The sequence below is a fragment of the Thermococcus alcaliphilus genome (assembly GCF_024054535.1).
Taxonomy (GTDB): Archaea; Methanobacteriota_B; Thermococci; order Thermococcales; family Thermococcaceae; genus Thermococcus_A; species Thermococcus_A alcaliphilus.
In genome coordinates, this window is the sequence record NZ_JAMXLV010000013.1 from 1 (window position 1) to 21,416 (window position 21,416).

Genomic DNA, 21,416 nt, shown 5'->3' on the forward strand with positions numbered 1-21,416 from the left:
TTTTGTTTCGGCGAAAAGGTTTTAAGGCTGAAACCATCCAGTGAATAATGGTTTCAGCTTGCATGTTTCCCCCCTTTCTTTTTCTGTGGTAGTGTCTGGGATTTAAACCTGACGCCTCACTGCTTATCCTGACAGTATCAGCGAAAGGAAACAGAAGATAGGCTTTATGAGGTATGGGAACTCCATAAACCTGACGGGGAAATCATTGAGCTACGCTTCTATGTGTTCGGAGACGAAAGAATAGACTCAATCAAGATAATCGAATGAGAATTGGTGCGGTGGCCGGGATTTGAACCCGGGTCACCGGCTTGGGAGGCCGGTGTCCTAGACCAGGCTAGACTACCACCGCTCAACAGAAATAATAAGAAAAGGGTTTAAAAGCTTTACTTTAAGCGCTCTAGAATTATCGCAGGACAAACCTTTGTAACCCCATCAATTTTTCCTATTTTGTTTGACATAATATCCGCTAAATCCTCTCCGTCTTTTGCCCAGATTTCTGCCATTATCATGTGATCGCCACTTGAAAGGTAAAGCTCCCTAACAAATTCAAACTCCTTCAGTTTGTTTGCGACTTCAAACAGCTTTTCTGGCTTTGTATCAACTCCGGTTATGCTTATTAAGTTGTACCCAAGTTTTTGGGGGTTTACTTTGATTGTATACTGCTGTATTATGCCCTTCTCTTCCAGAGCCCTAACCCTTTTTCTTACGGCCGTCTCGCTTATACCCAAGACCTTAGCTATTTCCGTGAAAGGTGTCCTCGCATCCTTCGTCAGCATCTCAATTATGACCTTATCCCTTTCGTCTAACATAAAGCTCACCCCATTGTTATTTTGTCAAAACATGTATATTAACTTTTTGAACTTTAAAGTTCATTCTTCAAACTCAACTTTGCGATGAGTTCAACATGCGGGGTATGAGGAAACATGTCGAGCCCAATTATACTTTCTAGAGAGTACTTATCTTTAAGCTTTTCGATATTTTCAGCAAAAGTTTTTGGATTGCAGGAGACATAGACCAGATTATCTGGTAAATCATTCAAAATCTTTCTTATGAGTTTTGGATGTAAGCCCGCTCTTGGGGGGTCTACTATAACCGTATCATAGAGGCCCAGAGTTTCAATATCCTTATCAGCGCCAACTCTAAATTCAGCCTCAACGTTGTTTATTTCCGCATTTTTCTTGGCCATCTCAACTGCAAACGGGTTTATTTCAACACCCTCTACCTTAAATCCCCTCTTGGCGAGATATATCCCAAAGGTTCCCACCCCAGAATAAAGGTCAAGTACTTTTTCACCTTCTACAAATTCTGCAACCTTTTTTAGGAGGTTAACTGCTTGATATGAGTTCGTTTGGAAAAATGAGTTGGGATGGATTAGGTAAACCACGTTGTCAAGCTTTTCTCTGATGAATTCCATTCCCCAAGATTTTCTCGGCTCACCATAGGACACATCGCTTTTAGTCTCGTTGATACTCCAATAAAGGGAGTCAACAAAATCAAAATAGTGGCTGACTTCCTCGGGAAGTTTCCCGGTAGAGGTTACTAAATTTGCCATTAATTCTCCTGTAAATTTCCCCTCTCTAAGCACAATGTATCTCAAAAAACCCTCACTCTTTTTTAAATCCCAAAGTTGGATTCTAAAATCCTCTATAAATTCCCTCAATGCACTCAATGCTTTTTTGCTGTTTTCCCCGAACACTTTACACTCCTCAATCTCAATAACATCCCACCAAGTTCCCCTTCTCCTAAACCCTATCCCACTCGTTGTTGTTGCAACGTCAATTCTGTTTCTATGCCCGTAGATTTTTGGGGAGGGGAGTACTTCTACTTCAATGTTAAGAAGACGAGCAATTTTCTCTTCTTTAAACTTTATCTGCTCCTTGTAAGGGATATGCTGAAGCAAGCATCCCCCACATCGTCCAAAATACTGGCAAGCTGGCTCTACCCTGTTAGGAGAAAATTCCACTATTTCATAATCATGAGCAACGAGCCTTTTCTTCTCTCTGTGCCATCTCTTGATTTCAACAACGTCACCTGGAGAAGTAAACGGAACCAATATGGTCTTTTTCCCGACCTTTGCTTCTCCGAATCCTTCCTCACTTAGTCTTTCTACACTTGCTCTCATGTTTCAATGTTTTGGGGAGGCATATAAAAAGATGCCGCCCAAGTTTAGAAAAGCTTTGGCATTATATTGTCACAATGCCAACTTACTGCAGGACAACCCTTATTAGTGATAAAGGAGTAAATACTAATGGTGTTTTCGTGATGGTTGCTAGAAAAGATATCGTCTACAAACTCCTGGCGACCAAGAAAAAAGCTACTTCTCTTCAGAAGTTGAGTGAAGAGCTCGAAACCCCCATGCCCCACCTTTTGAATGCTTTAAGGCATTTAGAATCCGAAGGGCTTGTTGAAATATCCTTCGGGGAGGAAAAAGCTACAATAATGGTAAAGGCAAAGACTATTGAAGATTACTTTTGATCCTTCCCCTGCTTTTCTTTGTATTCAAATAGTTCTCCAACGGTCACAAGAGGAATTAAAGTGTAGCCTTCTCTCAATAGTAACTCTTTCGCGCCTTCTTCTCTATCGACCACTACCATAATAGCAACTACCTTTGCACCTTCTCCCTCTAAGACTTTTGCAGCCCTTAAAACGCTATTTCCTGTCGTTGTAACATCCTCAACCAAAAGAACCCTATCTCCAGGTGTTATTACTCCTTCAATCTGCCTTCCGGTCCCATAGCTTTTTTTCTTTTTACGCACTATTAAAATGGGCTTTTCTGTTTCCAAGGCCAAAGAGACAGCTATAGGAACCGCCCCCAACTCTGGCCCAGCTATTTTGTCGTACTCAAGGCCTAGCTCCTCTGTCTTGGCCTTCATAAGGAAGGCAATAAGCCTTAGGGCTTTTGGATTGGTTATCAGTTTTTTGATGTTTATGTAATAGTCACTTTCTTTTCCGGAGCTCAGGATAAAATGACCGAACTCGATTGCTTTTTCTTTGAAGATCATTTCGATAAGCTGGTCTTTTTTCATTGACATCTCCATGTAAATCACCTCTTTTTTACTCGAATATGTTAACAAAAAATTTATAAATCTTTGCAGAGTTAATTCGGTCGGGCTTTAATGAGGTTCCAAGACGTTATTAGTATAAACGATTTTAGAAAAGAAGATATAGACTATGTTTTGAGGGTTGCAGAAAGACTTGAAGAAGAACTTAAAAAAGAAGGGACACTCAAATACGCAAAAGGAAAAGTTCTGGCGACTCTTTTCTTCGAACCATCAACAAGAACAAGATTGAGCTTTGAAAGTGCAATGCACAGACTCGGTGGAGCGGTTATAGGGTTTGCCGAAGCATCAACCACAAGTGTCAAAAAAGGAGAGAGTCTAATGGATACGATAAGAACCGTAGAAAATTATGCAGATGTAATAGTTATAAGGCATCCACGAGAGGGAGCTGCAAGATTGGCTGCCGAGGTTGCAAGGGTTCCAGTAATAAACGCAGGGGATGGGGCAAATCAACATCCCACACAGACCTTACTTGACCTTTATACAATTAAAAAGGAATTTGGAAAAATAGATGGCCTTGACATTGCCCTTCTTGGAGATCTTAAGTATGGAAGAACCGTGCATAGCTTAGCAAAAGCTCTCTCTTATTACAACGTCAGGCTTTATTTTGTGGCTCCCAAAGGTTTAGAGATGCCAAGGCACATAGTTGAAGAGATATCAAACAAAGTCGAAATCGTAGAAACCAGTGACCTGGAAGCTGTAATCCCAAAAGTGGACGTGCTTTATGTAACAAGAATCCAGAAAGAGAGATTCCCAGATCCTGCAGAGTACAACAAAATCAAGGGGTCATATAAGGTGGATCTAAAGGTTCTTGAGAAGGCCAAAGATACGCTAAAGGTTATGCATCCTTTGCCAAGGGTTGATGAGATAGCATATGAAGTGGATAATACGAAGTACTCCGCATACTTCAGACAAGTGTGGAGCGGGATTCCAGTCAGGATGGCTCTTCTCGGCATTGTACTGGGGGTGATAGAATGAAGGAGCTGAAAGTCTCAGCAATTAACAAAGGGACTGTAATAGATCACATACCTGCCGGCAGAGGGTTGAAAGTTCTTGAAATCTTAAATTTATTCGGAGACAATACGATACTCGTAGCTATGAACGTAAGAAGCGGAAAACTTGGAAGAAAAGACATCATAAAAGTTGAAGGAAAAATACTGAACGAAGAAGAAGTCAACAAAATAGCCCTCATAGCTCCAAGTGCCACAGTGAACATAATAGAGAACTGGGAAGTCGTGGAAAAGAGAAAGGTCGAAATACCGGATGAGATAATCGGAATCATAGAGTGTGCAAATCCCAATTGTATAACACACTACGAAGAAGTAACCCCAAAGTTTAAGGTACTCTCGAAGAAGCCACTTAAGTTAAAGTGTCACTACTGTGAAAGGACAATGGAAGAAGACATCGTGCTAAAACATCTGTTGTGAGGGTCAAAATGATAATCAAAGGAGAGATAATCTCAAAGAGTTTCAAAGGAAGGGGATACATAATAATCAGGAATGGAGTAATCAGGAGCGTTCAGCGAGAAAAGCCAAGAGGGGCCATAGACATCGATGCAGAGGACAAACTTGTTATCCCTGGATTAATAGATATGCATGCTCATTTTCGAGAGCCCGGGTATGAACACAGAGAAACGATAGAAAGTGGGTCAAGAGCGGCTGTTCATGGAGGCGTTACAACTGTCGCCCTTATGCCAAATACTAATCCCGCCATGGACAATATCGAGGTAATAGGATACGTAAAAGAGAAAGCAAGAAAAATAGGGCTCGTTGACGTTCTCCCAATCGGGGCAATTACAAAAGGCAGGAATGGAAAAGAAATCACGGATTTTGAGAAATTAGCAGAACACGTTGTAGGCTTCAGTGATGATGGGTCAACTCCTCAAAGCTTCAGAGTATTTTTAGAAGCTGCGAGATATGCAAAAAAAGTAAACAAGCCAATCTTAGACCACGCAGAGATAAAGGAATTATCAGGAGGTACCATGAGAGAAGGGAAGTTCTCAAGGCTTTATGGCATAAGCGGAATCCCCGACATAGCTGAATCAATAGCCGTTGCAAGGGACGTGGAAGTGGCAAGATATACTAGAGCCCACATTCATATACAACACCTCTCAACAAAATCCTCCGTGGATATAGTTAGAGAAGGAAAGAAAAAAGGAGCCCCAGTATCTGCTGAAGTTACTCACCATCACCTCCTTTTTAAGGATGAAGACCTGAAAGATCGTTCTCCGTTTAAAAAGGTTAATCCACCTCTACCAAGGGAAGAGGATCAAGAGGAACTTATAAAAGGACTCCTTGATGGCACAGTAGACATAATAGTCACTGACCATGCTCCGTATTCTCTTGAGGAAAAGAACGTAGACATTGAAAAAGCACCCTTCGGAATAAGTGGTATTGAAACCCTGCTCTCATCTTTGTTGTTAATAGCAGAAAAACACGAGATCAATTTTGAAATCCTTTTAGAAAAGGTTACCTACAACCCAGCAAATCTCTTCAATCTTCCTCTAAGAGGAGACGTAAGAGAAGGATACAGAGCAGATTTGGTCATCTTAGATCCAGATAAAGAGTGGAAAGTCACAGAAAAAAGTTTATTTTCAAAAGGTAAGAACACTCCATTCCTCGGGAGAAAACTTCCAGGGGTAGTTGAGCTGACCATTAAAGGGAGCAGGATTGTATACCGGGGGGATCACCTTTGATTGAAGCAGAACTTATAGAAAAGAAAATAGCAAAAGATTACGGATTCTTTAAATTTAAACTCCATAAAAAATTAAAAAGCCCGGATGCAGGACAGTTTATAATGCTAAAAGCTCTTGATGAGCCGATTCTTGCAAAGCCGTTCTCCATTTATTCCTACAAAAACAAAAACCTCACCCTATTTATAAAGCGTGTTGGAAGATTGACAGGAAAGATATTCTCCAGCCCTATAGGGGAGACGTTCTACATAAGAGGACCCTATGGAACACCGTACATTGAAAAGATCAACAAAGGGAGGAAGTATATTTTAATTGGAGGAGGAAGCGGGATAGCACCTTTAAATTTCTTTTCAGAGCTTTATCCCGAGCTTGTTTATAAAAAACTCTATGGATTTAGAGAAAAATACATAAGAGAGCTCTTCGAGGAGGAGGAGCAGTCGACCCTTGTAATAGAAGAAGAAAGTGGGAAAACTGTCGTGGACATATTTAGAGAGGTCTATTCAGAGGAACTAGGAATTTTAGCATGTGGTCCAATCCCAATGCTGAGAAACCTTCCTCACGATTCATACGTTTCCCTTGAGAGTGTAATGGGATGTGGAATAGGAACATGCAAAAGCTGTGCCGTAAAGACAAAAGAAGGCATTAAGATGGTATGCAAGGACGGACCACTCTTTAGGAAGGAGGAGATACAATGGGAGTGGATTTAAGCGTCGAAATATTGGGACTAACATTTAAAAATCCGCTTGTGCTTGCCTCTGGACCAGCGGGATTTGGTTTTGAGCTCCAGCAATATTTAGACATCTCAAGGATAGGTGCAATAACCCTGAAAACCATTACACTGAATCCAAGAGAGGGAAATGCCCCTCCAAGACTTGTTGACACTCATGGAGGAATAATAAATTCCATAGGACTCCAAAATCCGGGCATCAAAGAGTTTGTGAGAACCATTGCTCCAAGACTTAAAAATCTTAAGACGATCAAAATTGGAAGCATTGCGGGATTTACCACAGAGGAATGGAAAATTTTGGGGGAAGAAATGGACAAAATTAAAGAGATAAAGGCGATTGAGCTCGATCTTTCGTGTCCTAACGTAGAAGGAAAGAGAATCTGGGCTAAAGACGAGGAACTTACTCAAGAAGCAATAAAGGCCGTAAGAGAATCGACGGATAGGCCAATAATAGCCAAGCTAGCCCCCGACGTTACGGATATAGTGAAGGTAGCAAAGAAAGCAGTAAATGCAGGTGCCGATGCCCTGAGCATTGGGAACACAATAGAAGCTATGAAGATAAACATAGAAACTGGACTACCTGTCCTTAAACTCAAAACCGGTGGCTTAAGCGGTCCCGCAATAAAGCCGATTACTCTTGCGAGAGTCTTTAGAGTGGCGGAAGCTTTAGAAGTCCCTATTATAGGCATCGGGGGAGTTATGAACTGGCAGGACGCTTTGGAATATGCAATGGCCGGAGCATCTCTTATTGGAATAGGAACAGCCATTATGGTAGATCCTCAAGCACCGCTTGAAATTTTGCATGGTATTGAGAGCTTTCTAAGGCAAAAAGGGATCGAGAAATTTGAGGACATAATTGGAATAGCCCATAGAGGTGGGTTCTGATGTTTATTAAGAAATATAGAAATGCGAGAGACAAGAACACGTCAATTTTAGTAGTTGGTCTTGACAGCGATCCTGAAAAAATCAAAGGATTCAAAAGTGTGACGGAGTTCAACGAGCACATCGTAAAAGAAACGGCGGATTTGGTGTGTGGGTACAAGATAAACATTGCATTCTATGAAAAATCCGGTTGGAGAGGGTATAAGGCACTTGAAGAAACGATAGAACTCATAAAAAATGAGACAGATTTGCCAATAATACTCGACGCCAAGAGGGGGGATATCGGAAACACTGCAAGAGCCTATGCCAAGGCATATTTTGATAAACTTGGTGTTGACTCGGTAACCGTTAATCCGTACATGGGGAGAGATGCCATAATACCGTTTTTGGAGAAAGGGCATACGTTTGTTCTGCTCTTAACTAGCAACGAATCGATCGGAGATGTTGAGCTTCATGTATATCACAAAGTCCTCGAGCTTACAAAGGAACTTGAAAAAAGCTATCCAGAAAGGATTGGCATAGTGGTAGGTGCAACAAGGAAAGAGTATATAGGCAAAATTTCTAATGCGAGTGGAGGCCTTTCATGGTTAATTCCCGGCATTGGAGCACAAGGGGGAAACCCAGAAGTTCTCAGAGAATTAAAAGGGAAAGACGTTGTGGTTAATGTTTCAAGATCGATTATATTTGCAGACAATGTGAGAAAGAAAGCAGAGGAGTTCAGAGAGTTGCTAGCAAGGCAGTATTTTGATTAGATATACCCAAATTTCTTTAAGATGTGCAAAATTCCTTCAGCAGCGCCTTCGCCATATGGCTTACTTGTTACGTAATCCGCTTCCTTTTTAACACTCTCTGGAGCTTGAGCCACTGCAACTCTGTAGCCAACTACTCTAAAGGCATCAAGATCGTTTTCGCCGTCTCCAATGTGAGCAACTTCCTCTGGCCTTATGCCCAAGAGCTCGCACGCTTTTCTTATCCCCTCTCCTTTATTCACATGGGGCTGTTTTACGTGTATTGCATATCCGCTGTCTACTGCCACAAGATTCAGGCCGAGCTCCCTTATGATCTCTCTAACCGCCTCAACTGGAACCGTTCTTTTTATCACAAGTCCTGCCCTTCTCTCTCCAAATTTCATTGTGTCGCTCATCTCCGCTTGAGGGTAGCGTTTTTTGAGCTCGCTCCATAAGATCATGGAATCTCCCATATCTCCAAGAAAAATCCTGTTGTTGCGTTTATCCCCTATAACGCCTCCGTCCTCAGCAATAAACGGGCCGCTTGTCCCTATTAAAATGCTCGCTGCATAAGCAAAGCATGCGCTGTTTCCTGTAACAAGCATCACAGGTAATCCAACTTCTTCCGCTTTTCTAACTGCTTCAAGGGCTTTTTCATGAAGTCTTCTATCGGGATACGTTATTGTGCCGTCAATGTCTATGGATATCGCTCTAATTTTCATTTTTCCCACCTTAGTGATCTTTCATAATCTCCCTCAAAACACTTGTGGCATAGACACCCTTAGGCAAGAAAAATCGGAAAATAAGTCCCTCTTCAAATGCCCTGTATCTAAACTTCTTAGGCTTTATTAACAGCTCTCTTCTCCCGCCAGGCTCTGCCAAAATTTTTAGATGCTTCATTTTAAATTCCTCAAGCGTTATACCTTCCTCTTCCAGCACTTCTCTCTCAATTCTGCCCATTTCTCCATCGGCAAGTCGCGAGGCGAAGCCAAAAATAGGTCCCGTAACCATTGCCTCTCCTTTTTTGATCTTTTCATTTACAAAGCGAAGGGTTCTTTCAGTAACTTTGAACGTTTTACTCCTTATAGGGAGTCCCCTTTTTACCTGACAAACAATATCTCCAGGTAGTGCTTCATTAAGAGGCAATCCTTCCTCAATTCTCCTCGAGAGCACTTTGTTAAAGAGATAAGACTGATAGGAGTGAATGAATATTCTCACTATTGGCCTTGGGAGAACTGCAAAGGCTTTTTTCCAGCTTTTTGTTTCCTTATACTTGTAAAGCATAGCCCTTTCATACCTTAAAAAGTTGGGAAACTCCTCCAAAGCTTTTTCAACATCGCCACTTTCCAAAAAGTTCCTTCTTGCTTCATCGCCAATCATATCACCTGTATATTCCCCCAAAAACTTAAACGCTGCTTCTTCAAAATTTCCCTTCAACAGAAGCTTTCCCACTTCATGATTGATAACCCTTTTCTCACCAAAGCGCTGATAGCCAAAATAATTTGGAAAGCCTCCTTTGACTTTTAACTCTGCCAAAATCTCCTTAGTACGTTCTAGAGCGGTATCAGGATTAACGTCTCTCACAGTTATTTGGAAATAATTCCCGAGAAGCATGCCAAGTTTTAGCCTTTTTCCATATCCCGCAAACTCCAATGAAATGTCCGAAATCTCTAAAGAGTCAAGACGCTTTTTTATTTCTTCCGATTCAGTGCAGATACTGATGTACTGATAAGTTACCGCATGCCTATCTTTAGTACCAGCAAACCCAATCTGCTTATAATCTATACCAATTCTCTTGGCTATTTCCTTTATAGCAGCCATTGTTTCCCAGTTCCGTTTTTTGAGGAGGTACATCAAGCACTTATTCCCTTTAAAAATGCTCTTTGGAATTTTTTCCTTCACTATAAAATCTTCTGGGTAGGTTTTAATCTTCCCTCCTATTCCAGGAGATGAGCTTAAATATTTGAAATGACTAAAAAATTCTTTATAGTCCATTTTCATCACTCACACAAGTTTTAGGTTTCCAGTAACCTTATCAACTATCTCCTCTGGTGCTGGACCAATTGCCAAACACGTTATCGTCCCCGGCGGAACTTCCGTTAAGCCTGCATCCCTTATTAATGCCGTTGGAATCCCTAGATTCTCTGCTTGAGCCTTTAGCTCAAAAAGCTCTCTTTCGCTTTCTGCTTTCACGACAACTTTCTTCTGTCCCTCGTTGAACCAAGCTTTAAACCATTCTGGCTTTTCTTTGTAAGCTTTAAAAGCTGCTGTAACTGCTCCATGAGCCACTTGAACTGCTAATTTGCCCTTACTGAGCTTCAAATCTGACCTAACTACCATAACTTGCTTATACTTGAACATCTCTCATCCCAAGAATAACAAACAAAAAGGATATATAAAGGTTTAAGAAAAAGAGGTTCAAGTTTGTGTCTCTTCAACAGCCTTTTCTTCGATTTTTAATGTCTCCTCTTTCTTTGGAAGCCCTCCGGGTCTCCTCTTCCTCCTTCCAAGCTCCTTAAGGGCTTTCTCGTATTTTGATTTCAGATCCATATAGTTGTACGCCAAGACCGCTGAAGTTATAAGGAACAAGATAGCTAAGATTGGCCACCAGTTGATGCCTTTTTCTGATGGTGGCAGATAGGAAATGGTTATGTTATTGAGCTTCTCCGCAAGCACTTCCCTTGTTTTGTTGTCCAACTTTGCTAACGTTGAGTTTACGTATTGTGGAAGCTCTTCGGGAGAGGGGTAAACCTTTACTTCCTTGATCTCCACTGCCGGCGGAAGGGAATTAACTACCACAAGGTTTCCAAAGTTCTCTTCATGCCACTTGCCAAGTGGGTCTTGGTAAACTAGCATTGCACTTATTATGGCATTATCTGGCTTTAAGATTGCATACTCACTTTCTAAAGTTTTGGTTTCTCCGGCTTTAAGATCTCCAACAAAGAGCTCTGTCTCCCCATCGAGGCTATCCGGGAGAAGTAATTTAATCGTAGCATTTTTTATGAATTCGTATTTTGCGTCTTTACCTTCGGCAGAGACTGTAAACTTAAGCTTGACGGTCTTTTCTTGTGTGTGGACATAGGTGCTCCACGTTCCGTTGAAGGCTTCTCCACTCAAAGAGAGTTTTGGCAAGCCATAAACGATGATCTGATTGATTGTATTTGATTTTACGACCTTCTTTTCTCCTGCTTCATTGTAATAAGTTACAACTGCTGGTTCAAGTTTATAGGTGCCTATTTGTGTTGGATTTAATGCATACACTAACACTGGCATTTCAGTAAAGGAGTCGAGGGTTTTAAGATTCCAACTTCCAACGTTACTTTTAAGTTCAAACCCACTAGGAATCGGGGCAACAACTTTAACATCAAAAGCTTTTCCTCTACCTTGGTTTTTTACGTTAATGAAAACTATTATCTCATCCCCATCTAAGAGCACCTTATTTGTATTAATACTTAGTTCTATTTTTATATCTGCTTCTCTAATAAGTGATGGAATCTCAAATCCTTGGGGTGCATATATTCTTAGTTGTATTCGTTTGTATTCCAAATCAACAGTATTTGGAGGAATTTCTATTCTTAAAGGTACTTCAGAAACTTGATAACTTGCTCCCTCTCTTACTCTAAATGTCTTTATCGGTTTGTTGTTCTTATCAAACAAAGAGAAGCTTGAATAATAGCCTACAGAATTGAGCCTCAGTTTATACATTGCTGTACCGTTGCTGTTTATTGTGAGAATTTCTCCTTCATACAATATATCATTATAAACAAGTTCTGTAGCTTCTTGAGCTGTCTCTGAAGGAGTAGTTACTGCTCCAGCAGACTTGACTTTAAGTGTAAGTGCTGGATATTTGGGGAAGTAGAGTTTCAAATCGGCTTCATCTGCATCCTTAATCTTAGTAACCTCTACCTTTACAAAATCTCTATAGGTATAATCACCTGCCTTTGCGTCAAATGTCTCATAGTCACCCTCATTTATTGTTGCACTCTTTTTAGTTCCATCTGGTAACGTCACTTCTACTTTTACTTTGTTACTGCTGTTATCAACAGTAACCAGCTTAATCTTGGTGGAATATTGGGGAAAACTCTCCAAATCACCCTCTTTCATTGAAGTTAATGTTTCCTCCTCAGTTAAAGGACTTCCCAGATTTACATACAATTTTTGAGTTGAAGTAACATAGTAGGCCTGAATCCAAAATAAAACGTTTGAATTCTCACATTCATCTCCTGATTTAAGCCACTGATTGTCATCCTCAATTCTGCATACTTTTGTACCACTAGAAACAGTTTTTGGATTTATCACTCCGCTTACAGTGTAAGTCATGAAACCGTCTCCGTACTCTATGTTTATTTCATATGTACCCCAGATTATAGTCCCTTGCTTTCCAGAAATTTCAATCCCACTGATTCTGGCATTGTCTATTGCAGCTAAAGACAAAGGAACCTGAAGTACTGACCCAATTAATATCGCAATTAAGATCAAAGTTAACTTTCTCATCATTTCCTCCTCCAGCAAATTGTTTCCTAAAATCATAAAAAGATAAAATGATATAAAGCTCTTATGGTTCTAACCTTCTTCTGTCCCTTGGGAATAGTATAACTTCTCGGATATTGCTCAAGTTAAGCATCTGCTTGAGCAACCTCTCTGCCCCGAGACCAAATCCTCCATGAGGCGGCATACCGTAGCGGAATGCTTTAAGATAGAACTCAAAGCTTTCCACATTCAAGCCTTTCTCGGCAATTTGAGCCTTTAATTTTTCATAGCGGTGTTCTCTCTGACCTCCAGAGGTTATCTCCACACCCCTATACTCCAGGTCAAATGCTCTTGAGATTTCGGGCTTATCATCATACTTCATTATGTAGAAGGGCTTTGCTTCACTCGGGTATTGGTAGATAAAGTAGAGATCCTCATCATAGGTCTCTTTGATGTATTGCCCCAGCAGCTTCTCTCCTTCTGTATCAATGTCCTCTCCCCAGGGGATCTCTTTTCCAAGGTCTTTAAGTATTTCAAGGGCTTGCGTATATGTAATCCTTCTAAAGGGAAGCTTTGGTTCTTCAAGCTCAAAGTTTAGAATCTTGAGCTCCTTTTCATTGTGTTCTCTAACGTAATTAATCGCATAGGCAACGAGTCTCTCAAGGAGCTGCATAACTTCCTCTTCATTCTCTATGAAGGCCATTTCAGCATCAATACTCCAAGCTTCATTTAAGTGCCTGGTTGTGTTATGTTCCTCTGCTCTGAAGATAGGGGCTATCTCAAACACTCTGTCTAGTCCGGAGGCCATCATGATTTGCTTATAAAGCTGGGGAGATTGGGCTAAAAATGCATCTCTTTCAAAATACTTCATGGGAAAGAGCTCCGTGCCACCTTCTGTGGCGGTGGCTATTATTTTGGGTGTGTGAATCTCAATGAACCCTTCTTGATAAAAGAAGTCCCTTACTGCCCTAAAAACACTTGAGCGTATTTTGAATATTGCCATGACTTCAGGCTTTCTTAGATCAATAAATCTGTTGTCGAGCCTTGTATCAAGCTCGGCCTTAACCTTGCCCGTAGGGTCTAAAGGAAGGGGAGACTCAGCTTTTGCTAGGATTTCAATCTTCTCTGGAATAACTTCAAACCCAAGTTTGGCCTTAGGGGTAAAGTTGACAACGCCTTCAACAGCCACTACATCCTCACTGTTAAGCTTTGGGATAAGGGTAAAAATGTCCTTATTAACCTTCTTTTTTGGAGCTGTAACTTGAACTATGCCCTCTCTGTCCCTCAACCAAAGAAACTTTATTCCACCGAGATCCTTGACTTCATAAACCCATCCCGCAACTTTCACTTTCTTCCCGTGTAACTCCTCGGTTATTTGGCTCGAATAATGGGTTCGGTACATGCTTAAACCTCCAAAAATTAGAAATCAGATGAAGGATATCTTAACATCAGTACCGGCTATTTTTGAAAGGATATTCTCCAAAATCTCCTGTCTTTCGGGAAGCTTTTGCTTGTCCCTCCTTATCACAAGCACTTTGTAATACTGCCCCTGTGGAGCATAGACGACGTTAACTCCAAAGACTCCCGCAGGATATAAAAGGTCTGTGGCAAGTTTCTTGAGGTCATCGGTGCCTTTAATTTCCCTGCCTTCAATTACTCTAACTCTCTTTCCGAGTTCCCTCATGAGAAGCTTGATATTTTTACCGCCCTTCCCTATGACAAGAGGAACGTTTCCTTCTCCGACCATTATTACTACCAAATCCCCGGCCTCAACAGCTTTTTTAAACTCAACGTCAGCATCGCCCAAGAGTTTGTAGAGCATCCTTGAAATCTTAACATCAAGTTCAGAAATCAACCCCTCTTGAAGTTTCTTTTCATCTGCCGGGCACAAAATGTCCTCCGTTTTTAAACACACCTCACAGATTGGCGCTTTCATCAGCTCACCTCCCAGTTATTTGCAAAAATGAACATAAGCTAACACTCTTTTGCAGATGTTATTTAAAAACCTTATCCCATTAACAAAAGAGTCAAAATTAAGAAAACCCAAGCCGAATATTAGCCCCTAAAGCTCCCCTTCGATCTCCTTAAGGAGCCTTTCAATAAACTCTTCCACAAATTTGTGCCGCTCTTCAGCTAATTTCTTTGCGGTTTTTGTATACATTAAATCCTTAAGCTTTAGTATTTTCTCTTCAAAGTGCTTTATGGAAGTTTCTATATCCCTTCCGTGCTCTCCTGAATACATGAAAACCCTCGCAACCCCTATAGCTCCTATTGCGTCAAGCTTATCCGCATCACTGAGGATTTTTGCTTCAAGCGTTTTGGGCTCTGGGGGCCTTGAGAACCTATGTGCCTCAATTGCGTGAACAACTTCATCAACTTTCGGGTATTTAAGGGACGTTAAAAACCTGCGAGCAATCTTTGCGCTTTCCTTAGCGTGGTCTTCAACAATTCCTTTATCCTCCAGAGGCCTGGCAACGTCGTGAAGCAGAGCAGCTAAAGCCAAAACTTCCAGATCTGCTCCCTCTGCTTTACCAATATGCAAGCAGAGGTTGAAGACCCTTTTCACGTGAGAAAATCCATGTGTTCCCTCTCGCTCAAAGAAGTTCCTAGCTAATCCTTCGGCCTTTTTGATTAGTTCTATACTCTCTTTGTCTTTTATGTATTCCTCAAGCTTCATGTCTTTCACCCGATTTTATTCTCAACAATTGAATTAAGCAGAATTAAAAAGCTTTTGTGAACTTCAAGAGGGATGCCGTCAACACTGAGCTCGGGTTTCTTAGTAACTCCATCTATAATCCCCGAAGAAATCAAAGTCCTCAAAATCTTTTCTTCCTCCTTCTCCCAACCAGCTATCATGTTTTTCCCAAGCTCAATAGATGCCTGAGCGATTAACCCATAAGCTCCCCAGTTAGACACTGCAGAAAGAACTAAAGAATCAACTTCAATAACGCTGCCTATCTTCTCTCCAAATTTTATGTGCTTGCAGACTAAATCCCTTATATTCCCCATCCCTATTTCATTTCCTCCGTCCCCGATTCCAATTGTGGGAATGCCAAGCTCTTTAGCTTTTAAGAATAGCTCATCAAAAGGAGGCACATCTATTTCCAAAGCACTCATTGAGTAGTACTTTCCATCCTTGGCTCTTCCCGGGGTTTCAACACTTATCAAAAGGGAATAATCCTCAATGGTAGGATTCTTTGCAAAATTAACTTTAAAATCTCTAAGAGCTCCTTGAATCTTTTTACATGTCAATATCTCAGCTTTTCCCCCTAACTTTTCAACAGTTCTGTAAATTGCTAAAGCTCCTGGTGGACCATCCGTTTCAGCTATCTGCATTGGTGGAATTGGGAAACATGAAACAACCAAAACTCTGTCGAGATTTTCTAAAAATAAGGAAGTAGCTTCTCTCAAAAAATCAAAGTTATCCCTGCGATATTCGAGATAAAGCTTTAAGATGTTTCTCCCATAGATGTCGGTGTTTATTAGATGCCCTATCATCTTTCATTCCTCGATTTCATACGCTATGATTTTGACTTTTTTGCCTTTTATTGCCTCTTTGAGGAGCCACCACAGTTCAGTTGGAGATTCCTGCCTATGGGTTAACTTATCACCGTTCTCAAGTTCTACAATTTTTTCTCTATATTTTACAAAAATTCCCTCTTTATTGAATATCTCCTTCATCCTAAACCCCCCAAGATTTTTCTCAGTTGATGAAGGCTCCTAATTTCAAAGTCTGCAAAGTTATAATCCTCCAACCCTTCCCTATTGATCCATATTGCAAGCATTCCAACATTTTTTGCTCCGTAGACATCTTGATGCAGATTATCTCCAATCATCATGGCATTTTTAGGCTCTACATTTAATTTTTCACAAGCATATAAAAATATTTTAGGGTCAGGCTTTACAGTTTTTACATCTTCCCTTGTCACAATTACATCAAAGTACTTATCAAGCTTTGCTATCCTTAGTTTTAGCTTCTGATACTCTGGACCACTTGTTATTACACCGAGCTTATATCCTTCCTCTCTTAGCCATTCCAAAGTCGGCTTCACATCAGGAAAAACGCGGATCTTGTGGGGATATGCCTTCAAGAGTTCCTCGTATTTAAAATTCAAGCCAAAACTTTCGAAAAAGAAGTTCCAGTCATGCCATTCATACGTATCCCGTTTCTCAGAGAGCTCTCTGAGGAATTTTAACCTAGCATCCCCTCTAGAAATCCCTAACTTCTTTGAGAGCCTTTCATAAACTTGGGGGAGAAATAGCATCACAAGTGGTCTTTCACTTAAAAGGGTTTCATCTATGTCAAAGAATATTGCATCCATTTTACCACCTCTTAACTAGAAGTGAGAGGATTTCCACTTGCTCTTCTAAACCCTCCTCCATTTTTATCCCCCATATTATGTCTTTCTCTTTTAAGAGACCTTGAAATGTGTTGAGTATCTTGTGAGCATAACTCAGAGGGACTTTCTCACCCACTAAAATGTTTACCAAGCCTCTATCCCATATTCCCCAATGCCAGTCGAAATCAACCTTCTTTAAAAGACGGAGTATGCCTATGTTGTTTCCCTTTATCATATTAAAGAAATCGGCGTAGTCAACATTCACAAGCATTTGATTTTCTAGGTAGTAGTAGAGCCTAGTGAACATCAATCCAATATTTTTTGCTGTCATTTGAAATGCGGATCCAAGCGAAGAGGATGTGTATTCATCTAGGAATTCCCACAATGAGTCATAAAATACTGTATCAAACTCCTCTGCCCATTGGGGCTTTTCTTCATTAACAAGCTCCTTCTGAGGAGTAAGGACATAAGCCAACTTAAGGGGTTTTCGTGGTACATATTCAAGAATGACCTGCATTATTTCGATATTTATTGGTTTATTTTCAAGTATAAACCACAAAATTGCATCGTCTGGGACATTCCAGAACAAATTCTTAAGGTTTTGACGAAAAGACGCTTTTCCAAGTAGATAATATGTCGGATTTATCACGATCTTTGGAGTCCCTTCTATATCGATGTTTTGAACAACTTTGCCTCCATTATTCCCAATCCCAACAAAAATATGGGGAAAAGAAGCCATGTGTATCACTCTAAGGTTGCATGTTTTCTCTTCATGTCTTTTTCGGTTTTTTTGGAATGTCGCCATTAGTAGTGCTATGACACCATCCAAGAATAGCATTGTTGAGTCTTCAAACAGCGTTCCCATTGGGGCGATCCACTTGTATTCGGTGAGCATTTGCCTTGCAATATAATCTGTTGGAATGTCCGTTTTTGTCCTACCTGGGATTTCCACTACAACATCGGCGAGCTTTCCAAGGGTTGAGTCTTTATAGGAGGTTATTGCAACGACTTTTCCACCCTGCTTCTTTGCGATTTCAGCTGCATCCACTATAGTTCTTGTTTCACCACTTCCGCTGATAGCGATTAACAAATCACCTTCTTCAAAAGCAGGAGTAATTGTTTCACCAACCACGTAGACGTTAAAGTCAAGGTGCATCAAGCGCATTGCAAAGGCCTTCCCAACCAAACCGCTCCTCCCGGCACCGTAGATGAAGATTTTATTAGCACCTATCATGGCATCTATCATTCCCCTAACTTGTTCGAGCTTTAAGGAATCAGCGACCATGTTTATGTGTTCGGTAATATCCCTGATCGCTTTTCTTATGGTAACCATGTACTCTCCCCAGAATAGATCAAGTATTTTTCGAGTGACTTCTTCGGGATCCTTTGCCTTTGTTATTGCCCCACCAACGATGATAATAGTGGCTCCTGCCTCAATAACCTTTGGGATTGTCTCTAGATTTAAGCCACCAGCCACAGCAACTGGGACTTTTACAGCCTTTACAACTTTTTCTAAATCTTCCAGAGGGTTTTTCCCTTGAGCTTGCTCGTCTATCCCAGTGTGAACTAAAATGTAGTGCACACCCATTTTTTCAAGTTCTTTAGCTCTTTTTACCTTATCTTTAACCCCGATTAAATCAACCATTACCTTTATCCCATACTTTCTTGCAACCATCACAGCATCTTTTATCGTCTTGTCATCTGCAACTCCAAGTATTGAGACCACATCAGCCCCATGTCTTGCTGCCATTTCAACTTCAAGAGCACCAGTATCCATTGTTTTTAAATCTGCCACAATTTTTCTATCCGGGAATCTTCTTTTCATCAGCTCTACAGCCCTCATGCCTTCCTTCTTTATTAAAGGAGTTCCCACTTCAAGCCAATGAGCTCCACCACGAGCAGCTTTCTCTGCTATAGAAATCGCTTGCTCGATATCAGTCAGATCAAGCGCTACCTGCAGGATCATCTTGACTTACCTCCCAATGATCTTCAAATTAACATCAAATTGGGTGCTTTTAACTTTAACTCCCCTGCAATCAAAGGCTAATCAGCTATAAATTTAAAAGGGATAAGTCGGAAATAGCTCCGGGGAAAGAAATGGTTACATTTATCCCTTTCGGAGAGAAACCCAATAAAGACGGGGTTATGTACACTATAAACTTGCTAAAAAAGAACAAATTAATAGAGGAGTTTATGATTGTTGAATCGAATAATGTAGAGCTCCTCGCAGACAGAGTACCCCTGGATAAATGCTACATTATTGGGGAGCATTTGGCAACGTATGGGGTAATCAAAAGGATAAAGCCTCCCTCTATAATAAGTATCGATGCTCATACTGACTTAATGCATGACTACCTTGATCATGGTTCGTGGCTCGCTTATGCGTTGGAAGAAAAAGTGGTGAACAGAGCAGCGGTGGTTGGATCTGTATTAATGATACCCACCACTGAGGGGACGAGTTTATGGACGAGAAGAGTTAAAATCTTTCCTGCACTTCCAAGAACCAGAAAAATAAGGGGAAAATGGAAAGCATACAAAAGCCTAAAAATCTCTCCAACAGAGGAGATAATTGCCGATATGCGGAAATATCTTGGGGAGGAGGTATATCTAACGGTTGATATGGACGTTTTAAAGCCCGAATATAAAATTGCTAGATTTCAGCATGGGGAGCTTACCCTAGAGGAGCTGTTAGAGCTCATAGACGAAATCAAGAAAAACTTCAAAATAATAGCATGCGACATAGCGGAAATCTCAGATAGGATAAAAAGGTCAAAACTCGGAAAGAAAGCTTTAATTGAAGTCTATACAGCGCTTATGGGTGAGTAAGATGGCGCTAAGTGATAAGGAGATTAGAGAGATAATAACTCCCCTCCTCTTGTCCGGAGCAAAGATGCTTGACAAGCACTGTCCAAGATGCGGTTCTCCTCTCTTTGAACTGAACGGAAAGGTTTTTTGTCCGATTTGTGAGCATAGAAAAAAGGAGGAAAGAGTCGAACTAAAGAGTATCGAAGAGAGCCTTATAGAAAAACTAAGACTATTGGCAAACCAGCTCCCGGATGATATAGAGGAGTTAAAAAAGCACCTGGAAGTTATGAGAATGATAGTGGAACTGCTGGAAAAATATAAGAAAATGGAGGAGATAAAATGAAACATTTGAGGATTTTGAATACCTTAACAAGGGAAATGACAACAGAAGAAATTGCAAAAGAAAGTGGTTTGAGTCTAGCTGAGACCAGAAGATTCTTGCTTAGACTTCTGGAGCAGGGAAAGATAGAAAGCATCGAAAGAGACGGAAAAGTCTTTTGGAAGTTGAAAGAAAAAAGCAAGGAAGAGGAAGAATTTAAATATGTTTAAGCTTTCTCTGCTTTTTCCCAATATTCATTGAACTTTCCTTTAAAGAGCTCGACTACTCTAAAGTCCTTTATCCACACTTGGGTCTCGTAGTTGAAATATCTAGCAGCCAAGTCCTCTAAAGCAAAGAACACTTCCTCGTCACAAATTAGCATGGGGAGCTCTATTTTGTCAAGTACTTTAAGCTCAAGCTTTCCTTCTTTGTAGTAGTCCATTATCTTTGATGTCTCAATTCTTGGGAGAACTTGTTTGGACACTATTATTTTTGCATTAACTCCCCTATCGACGGCCTTTGCTATTTCTTCATCGAGGTTCGCTGCAATGTAACCATTGTCTGCCAGCAGTATTTCCTTTTCAACTTCTTCAAACATTTCTTGAGTCTTGAGGGTCGAGTTCCTAATACCTCTGACCACCCAGACTCTTTCTACTCCGTATTTAGGAACCTCTGTTTCTATTAACGGTGTCATGAGTTCTAATAGTTCCTCCTTGGCCTTCTTCTTAGCTTCGAGTTCCTCTTTTACTCTGACCTGCCAGTCTTCAATAAACTTTTCAAGAACGTTTTTGGGGTGCACTGGTCTGTACTTGTTGGCTTTTCCGGGCTGGCTTAATGCAAACCCCTTCTTTTCCAAACTCCTCAAAACGTCGTAAGTTCTTGGAGCTGGTACTTCGGAAACACTTGCAAGCTCTGCGGGTGTAAGAACTCCGAAGCCAACTAGTGCAACATATGCCCTAGCCTCATATAAATTCAACTCAAAGTGTTCTTGCAAAAGTTCTACCATTCTTTCTTTCACCATTTTTAATCACCTCTTCTATTTGTAAAATAGCCAAAGACCTATATAAATTTTTTCTTATCGATTTTAGTTGCACTTTTTCTAATTGTAATTTTATTTTGACTGCATAAATATGCAGTTCTGTTACTATTAAAATGGTTAAAAAATACACAACAAAACATGTAACATACATTTACACATACTCTTGTCACAGAAGCTTGAGATTAAACAAAGTGAACACTTTATAGAGTCTTCACGATACTGTTAGGATAACTGGGGTATCACCTCCTGAAGCCATTCAGTAACATCACCCGGAGGTCCACCAAACCTAGAATGAATTCTGACAAAATTATACCAAAAAGCAAACAGAAAAACAAACCTATGAACTCTTTTCCAG

At 40.6% G+C, this 21,416-nt stretch carries 25 protein-coding genes, 1 tRNA gene and 2 pseudogenes; 10 read left to right on the forward strand and 18 right to left on the reverse strand.

All coding sequences use genetic code 11. The features are described from left to right. Positions 1-271 precede the first annotated feature (271 nt). The 3 genes from NF859_RS01045 to rlmD form a co-directional block, all read right to left on the reverse strand. Positions 272-349 (reverse strand) — tRNA-Gly (locus NF859_RS01045). Between the two features lie 34 nt (positions 350-383). Then, positions 384-809 carry an HTH-type transcriptional regulator LrpA gene (lrpA, locus tag NF859_RS01050; protein ID WP_087036471.1) on the reverse strand — a complete coding sequence of 142 codons (426 nt, stop codon included), beginning with the start codon at positions 807-809 and terminating at the stop codon, positions 384-386. Between the two features lie 53 nt (positions 810-862). Next, the gene (gene rlmD / locus NF859_RS01055; protein ID WP_252742618.1) at positions 863-2,122 is read right to left on the reverse strand and encodes a 23S rRNA (uracil(1939)-C(5))-methyltransferase RlmD; all 1,260 of its coding nucleotides are present in this window, start codon (positions 2,120-2,122) and stop codon (positions 863-865) included. Positions 2,123-2,196: 74 nt separating this feature from the next. Here rlmD and NF859_RS01060 point away from each other — a divergent pair, with 74 nt between their 5' ends. After that, complete coding sequence (locus NF859_RS01060) at positions 2,197-2,475, forward strand: ArsR family transcriptional regulator (protein ID WP_394335062.1); 279 nt, start codon at positions 2,197-2,199, stop codon at positions 2,473-2,475. On the opposite strand, the gene pyrE is transcribed toward NF859_RS01060, so the two are convergent. Beyond that, a complete protein-coding gene (pyrE, locus tag NF859_RS01065; protein WP_252742619.1) occupies positions 2,466-3,038 on the reverse strand; it encodes an orotate phosphoribosyltransferase in 573 nt (190 codons plus the stop codon). The two genes, NF859_RS01060 and pyrE, sit on opposite strands and share 10 nt — an antisense overlap. Before the next feature lie 78 nt (positions 3,039-3,116). Here pyrE and pyrB point away from each other — a divergent pair, with 78 nt between their 5' ends. From pyrB to pyrF, 6 genes are read left to right on the forward strand one after another with little or no spacing between them, the layout of a single operon-like run. Beyond that, a complete protein-coding gene (pyrB, locus tag NF859_RS01070) occupies positions 3,117-4,037 on the forward strand; it encodes an aspartate carbamoyltransferase (protein WP_087036463.1) in 921 nt (306 codons plus the stop codon). Further along, positions 4,034-4,486: an aspartate carbamoyltransferase regulatory subunit gene (gene pyrI, locus NF859_RS01075; protein WP_252742620.1), complete on the forward strand. Its 453-nt coding sequence runs from the start codon at positions 4,034-4,036 to the stop codon at positions 4,484-4,486. Before pyrB ends, pyrI begins: the two co-directional genes overlap by 4 nt. Before the next feature lie 8 nt (positions 4,487-4,494). Further along, positions 4,495-5,754, forward strand: a complete 1,260-nt coding sequence (locus tag NF859_RS01080; protein WP_252742621.1) for a dihydroorotase — start codon at positions 4,495-4,497, stop codon at positions 5,752-5,754. After that, a complete protein-coding gene (locus tag NF859_RS01085; RefSeq protein ID WP_252742622.1) occupies positions 5,751-6,458 on the forward strand; it encodes an iron-sulfur cluster-binding protein in 708 nt (235 codons plus the stop codon). Before NF859_RS01080 ends, NF859_RS01085 begins: the two co-directional genes overlap by 4 nt. Then, a complete protein-coding gene (locus NF859_RS01090; protein ID WP_252742623.1) occupies positions 6,443-7,363 on the forward strand; it encodes a dihydroorotate dehydrogenase in 921 nt (306 codons plus the stop codon). The genes NF859_RS01085 and NF859_RS01090 overlap by 16 nt, the downstream gene beginning before the upstream one ends. Further along, a complete protein-coding gene (gene pyrF, locus NF859_RS01095) occupies positions 7,363-8,112 on the forward strand; it encodes an orotidine-5'-phosphate decarboxylase (RefSeq protein ID WP_252742624.1) in 750 nt (249 codons plus the stop codon). The genes NF859_RS01090 and pyrF overlap by 1 nt, the downstream gene beginning before the upstream one ends. Here pyrF and NF859_RS01100 read toward each other — a convergent pair. From NF859_RS01100 to hxlAB, 12 genes and pseudogenes are all read right to left on the reverse strand, one after another. After that, positions 8,109-8,810, reverse strand: a complete 702-nt coding sequence (locus NF859_RS01100; protein WP_252742625.1) for a phosphoglycolate phosphatase — start codon at positions 8,808-8,810, stop codon at positions 8,109-8,111. The two genes, pyrF and NF859_RS01100, sit on opposite strands and share 4 nt — an antisense overlap. Before the next feature lie 10 nt (positions 8,811-8,820). Next, positions 8,821-10,083 (reverse strand): tRNA pseudouridine(13) synthase TruD, encoded by a 1,263-nt coding sequence (truD, locus tag NF859_RS01105; protein WP_252742626.1) that lies wholly within the window; start codon positions 10,081-10,083, stop codon positions 8,821-8,823. A 9-nt stretch (positions 10,084-10,092) separates the two neighbouring features. Next, positions 10,093-10,449 carry a peptidyl-tRNA hydrolase Pth2 gene (gene pth2, locus NF859_RS01110; RefSeq protein ID WP_252742627.1) on the reverse strand — a complete coding sequence of 119 codons (357 nt, stop codon included), beginning with the start codon at positions 10,447-10,449 and terminating at the stop codon, positions 10,093-10,095. Between the two features lie 57 nt (positions 10,450-10,506). Next, positions 10,507-12,582 (reverse strand): DUF11 domain-containing protein, encoded by a 2,076-nt coding sequence (locus tag NF859_RS01115; protein WP_252742628.1) that lies wholly within the window; start codon positions 12,580-12,582, stop codon positions 10,507-10,509. Positions 12,583-12,643: 61 nt separating this feature from the next. Then, a complete protein-coding gene (gene aspS, locus NF859_RS01120) occupies positions 12,644-13,960 on the reverse strand; it encodes an aspartate--tRNA(Asn) ligase (RefSeq protein ID WP_252742629.1) in 1,317 nt (438 codons plus the stop codon). A gap of 24 nt (positions 13,961-13,984) precedes the next feature. Next, positions 13,985-14,494 (reverse strand): KH domain-containing protein, encoded by a 510-nt coding sequence (locus NF859_RS01125; RefSeq protein WP_004067263.1) that lies wholly within the window; start codon positions 14,492-14,494, stop codon positions 13,985-13,987. Between the two features lie 126 nt (positions 14,495-14,620). Continuing rightward, on the reverse strand, positions 14,621-15,235 hold the full coding sequence (locus NF859_RS01130) for an HD domain-containing protein (RefSeq protein WP_252742630.1): 615 nt from the start codon (positions 15,233-15,235) through the stop codon (positions 14,621-14,623). Positions 15,236-15,240: 5 nt separating this feature from the next. Then, positions 15,241-16,056 (reverse strand): DUF4392 domain-containing protein, encoded by an 816-nt coding sequence (locus NF859_RS01135; protein ID WP_252742631.1) that lies wholly within the window; start codon positions 16,054-16,056, stop codon positions 15,241-15,243. A gap of 3 nt (positions 16,057-16,059) precedes the next feature. Further along, positions 16,060-16,239, reverse strand: coding sequence for a hypothetical protein (locus NF859_RS01140; protein ID WP_252742632.1), 180 nt, complete (start codon positions 16,237-16,239; stop codon positions 16,060-16,062). Continuing rightward, positions 16,236-16,880, reverse strand: coding sequence for a TIGR02253 family HAD-type hydrolase (locus NF859_RS01145; RefSeq protein ID WP_004067255.1), 645 nt, complete (start codon positions 16,878-16,880; stop codon positions 16,236-16,238). Before NF859_RS01145 ends, NF859_RS01140 begins: the two co-directional genes overlap by 4 nt. Position 16,881: 1 nt before the next feature. Beyond that, on the reverse strand, positions 16,882-17,646 hold the full coding sequence (locus NF859_RS01150; protein WP_353936087.1) for a hypothetical protein: 765 nt from the start codon (positions 17,644-17,646) through the stop codon (positions 16,882-16,884). Further along, positions 17,643-18,864 (reverse strand): annotated as a pseudogene (gene hxlAB, locus NF859_RS01155) (bifunctional 3-hexulose-6-phosphate synthase/6-phospho-3-hexuloisomerase). The gene NF859_RS01150 and the pseudogene hxlAB overlap by 4 nt, the downstream one beginning before the upstream one ends. A 131-nt stretch (positions 18,865-18,995) precedes the next feature. Here hxlAB and NF859_RS01160 point away from each other — a divergent pair. From NF859_RS01160 to NF859_RS01170, 3 genes are read left to right on the forward strand one after another with little or no spacing between them, the layout of a single operon-like run. Then, entirely contained in the window at positions 18,996-19,724 is a 729-nt protein-coding gene (locus tag NF859_RS01160; RefSeq protein ID WP_252742633.1) for an arginase family protein, read from the forward strand. 1 nt (position 19,725) lies between these two features. Further along, positions 19,726-20,046 carry an Sjogren's syndrome/scleroderma autoantigen 1 family protein gene (locus NF859_RS01165; RefSeq protein WP_252742637.1) on the forward strand — a complete coding sequence of 107 codons (321 nt, stop codon included), beginning with the start codon at positions 19,726-19,728 and terminating at the stop codon, positions 20,044-20,046. Beyond that, complete coding sequence (locus tag NF859_RS01170; RefSeq protein ID WP_252742634.1) at positions 20,043-20,252, forward strand: winged helix-turn-helix domain-containing protein; 210 nt, start codon at positions 20,043-20,045, stop codon at positions 20,250-20,252. Before NF859_RS01165 ends, NF859_RS01170 begins: the two co-directional genes overlap by 4 nt. Here the strand turns inward: NF859_RS01170 and trmBL2 are convergent. Next, a complete protein-coding gene (trmBL2, locus tag NF859_RS01175) occupies positions 20,249-21,043 on the reverse strand; it encodes an HTH-type transcriptional regulator TrmBL2 (RefSeq protein ID WP_252742635.1) in 795 nt (264 codons plus the stop codon). The genes NF859_RS01170 and trmBL2 overlap by 4 nt on opposite strands. A gap of 240 nt (positions 21,044-21,283) precedes the next feature. Then, positions 21,284-21,416, reverse strand: a pseudogene (locus NF859_RS01180) (IS6 family transposase); the annotation flags it as partial.

What these genes read in the sequence shown, in the direction of transcription:
- pth2 (WP_252742627.1), bottom strand. Translation starts at nt 10,449, where the DNA reads ATGTTCAAGTATAAGCAAGTTATGGTAGTTAGGTCAGATTTGAAGCTC.
- pyrF (WP_252742624.1), top strand. Translation starts at nt 7,363, where the DNA reads ATGTTTATTAAGAAATATAGAAATGCGAGAGACAAGAACACGTCAATT.
- pyrB (WP_087036463.1), top strand. Translation starts at nt 3,117, where the DNA reads ATGAGGTTCCAAGACGTTATTAGTATAAACGATTTTAGAAAAGAAGAT.
- NF859_RS01080 (WP_252742621.1), top strand. Translation starts at nt 4,495, where the DNA reads ATGATAATCAAAGGAGAGATAATCTCAAAGAGTTTCAAAGGAAGGGGA.
- NF859_RS01140 (WP_252742632.1), bottom strand. Translation starts at nt 16,239, where the DNA reads ATGAAGGAGATATTCAATAAAGAGGGAATTTTTGTAAAATATAGAGAA.
- NF859_RS01115 (WP_252742628.1), bottom strand. Translation starts at nt 12,582, where the DNA reads ATGAGAAAGTTAACTTTGATCTTAATTGCGATATTAATTGGGTCAGTA.
- NF859_RS01160 (WP_252742633.1), top strand. Translation starts at nt 18,996, where the DNA reads ATGGTTACATTTATCCCTTTCGGAGAGAAACCCAATAAAGACGGGGTT.
- trmBL2 (WP_252742635.1), bottom strand. Translation starts at nt 21,043, where the DNA reads ATGGTGAAAGAAAGAATGGTAGAACTTTTGCAAGAACACTTTGAGTTG.
- NF859_RS01170 (WP_252742634.1), top strand. Translation starts at nt 20,043, where the DNA reads ATGAAACATTTGAGGATTTTGAATACCTTAACAAGGGAAATGACAACA.
- NF859_RS01135 (WP_252742631.1), bottom strand. Translation starts at nt 16,056, where the DNA reads ATGATAGGGCATCTAATAAACACCGACATCTATGGGAGAAACATCTTA.
- aspS (WP_252742629.1), bottom strand. Translation starts at nt 13,960, where the DNA reads ATGTACCGAACCCATTATTCGAGCCAAATAACCGAGGAGTTACACGGG.
- pyrI (WP_252742620.1), top strand. Translation starts at nt 4,034, where the DNA reads ATGAAGGAGCTGAAAGTCTCAGCAATTAACAAAGGGACTGTAATAGAT.
- NF859_RS01145 (WP_004067255.1), bottom strand. Translation starts at nt 16,880, where the DNA reads ATGGATGCAATATTCTTTGACATAGATGAAACCCTTTTAAGTGAAAGA.
- NF859_RS01090 (WP_252742623.1), top strand. Translation starts at nt 6,443, where the DNA reads ATGGGAGTGGATTTAAGCGTCGAAATATTGGGACTAACATTTAAAAAT.
- NF859_RS01125 (WP_004067263.1), bottom strand. Translation starts at nt 14,494, where the DNA reads ATGAAAGCGCCAATCTGTGAGGTGTGTTTAAAAACGGAGGACATTTTG.
- NF859_RS01130 (WP_252742630.1), bottom strand. Translation starts at nt 15,235, where the DNA reads ATGAAGCTTGAGGAATACATAAAAGACAAAGAGAGTATAGAACTAATC.
- lrpA (WP_087036471.1), bottom strand. Translation starts at nt 809, where the DNA reads ATGTTAGACGAAAGGGATAAGGTCATAATTGAGATGCTGACGAAGGAT.
- NF859_RS01100 (WP_252742625.1), bottom strand. Translation starts at nt 8,810, where the DNA reads ATGAAAATTAGAGCGATATCCATAGACATTGACGGCACAATAACGTAT.
- truD (WP_252742626.1), bottom strand. Translation starts at nt 10,083, where the DNA reads ATGGACTATAAAGAATTTTTTAGTCATTTCAAATATTTAAGCTCATCT.
- NF859_RS01060 (WP_394335062.1), top strand. Translation starts at nt 2,197, where the DNA reads ATGCCAACTTACTGCAGGACAACCCTTATTAGTGATAAAGGAGTAAAT.
- pyrE (WP_252742619.1), bottom strand. Translation starts at nt 3,038, where the DNA reads ATGGAGATGTCAATGAAAAAAGACCAGCTTATCGAAATGATCTTCAAA.
- NF859_RS01165 (WP_252742637.1), top strand. Translation starts at nt 19,726, where the DNA reads ATGGCGCTAAGTGATAAGGAGATTAGAGAGATAATAACTCCCCTCCTC.
- rlmD (WP_252742618.1), bottom strand. Translation starts at nt 2,122, where the DNA reads ATGAGAGCAAGTGTAGAAAGACTAAGTGAGGAAGGATTCGGAGAAGCA.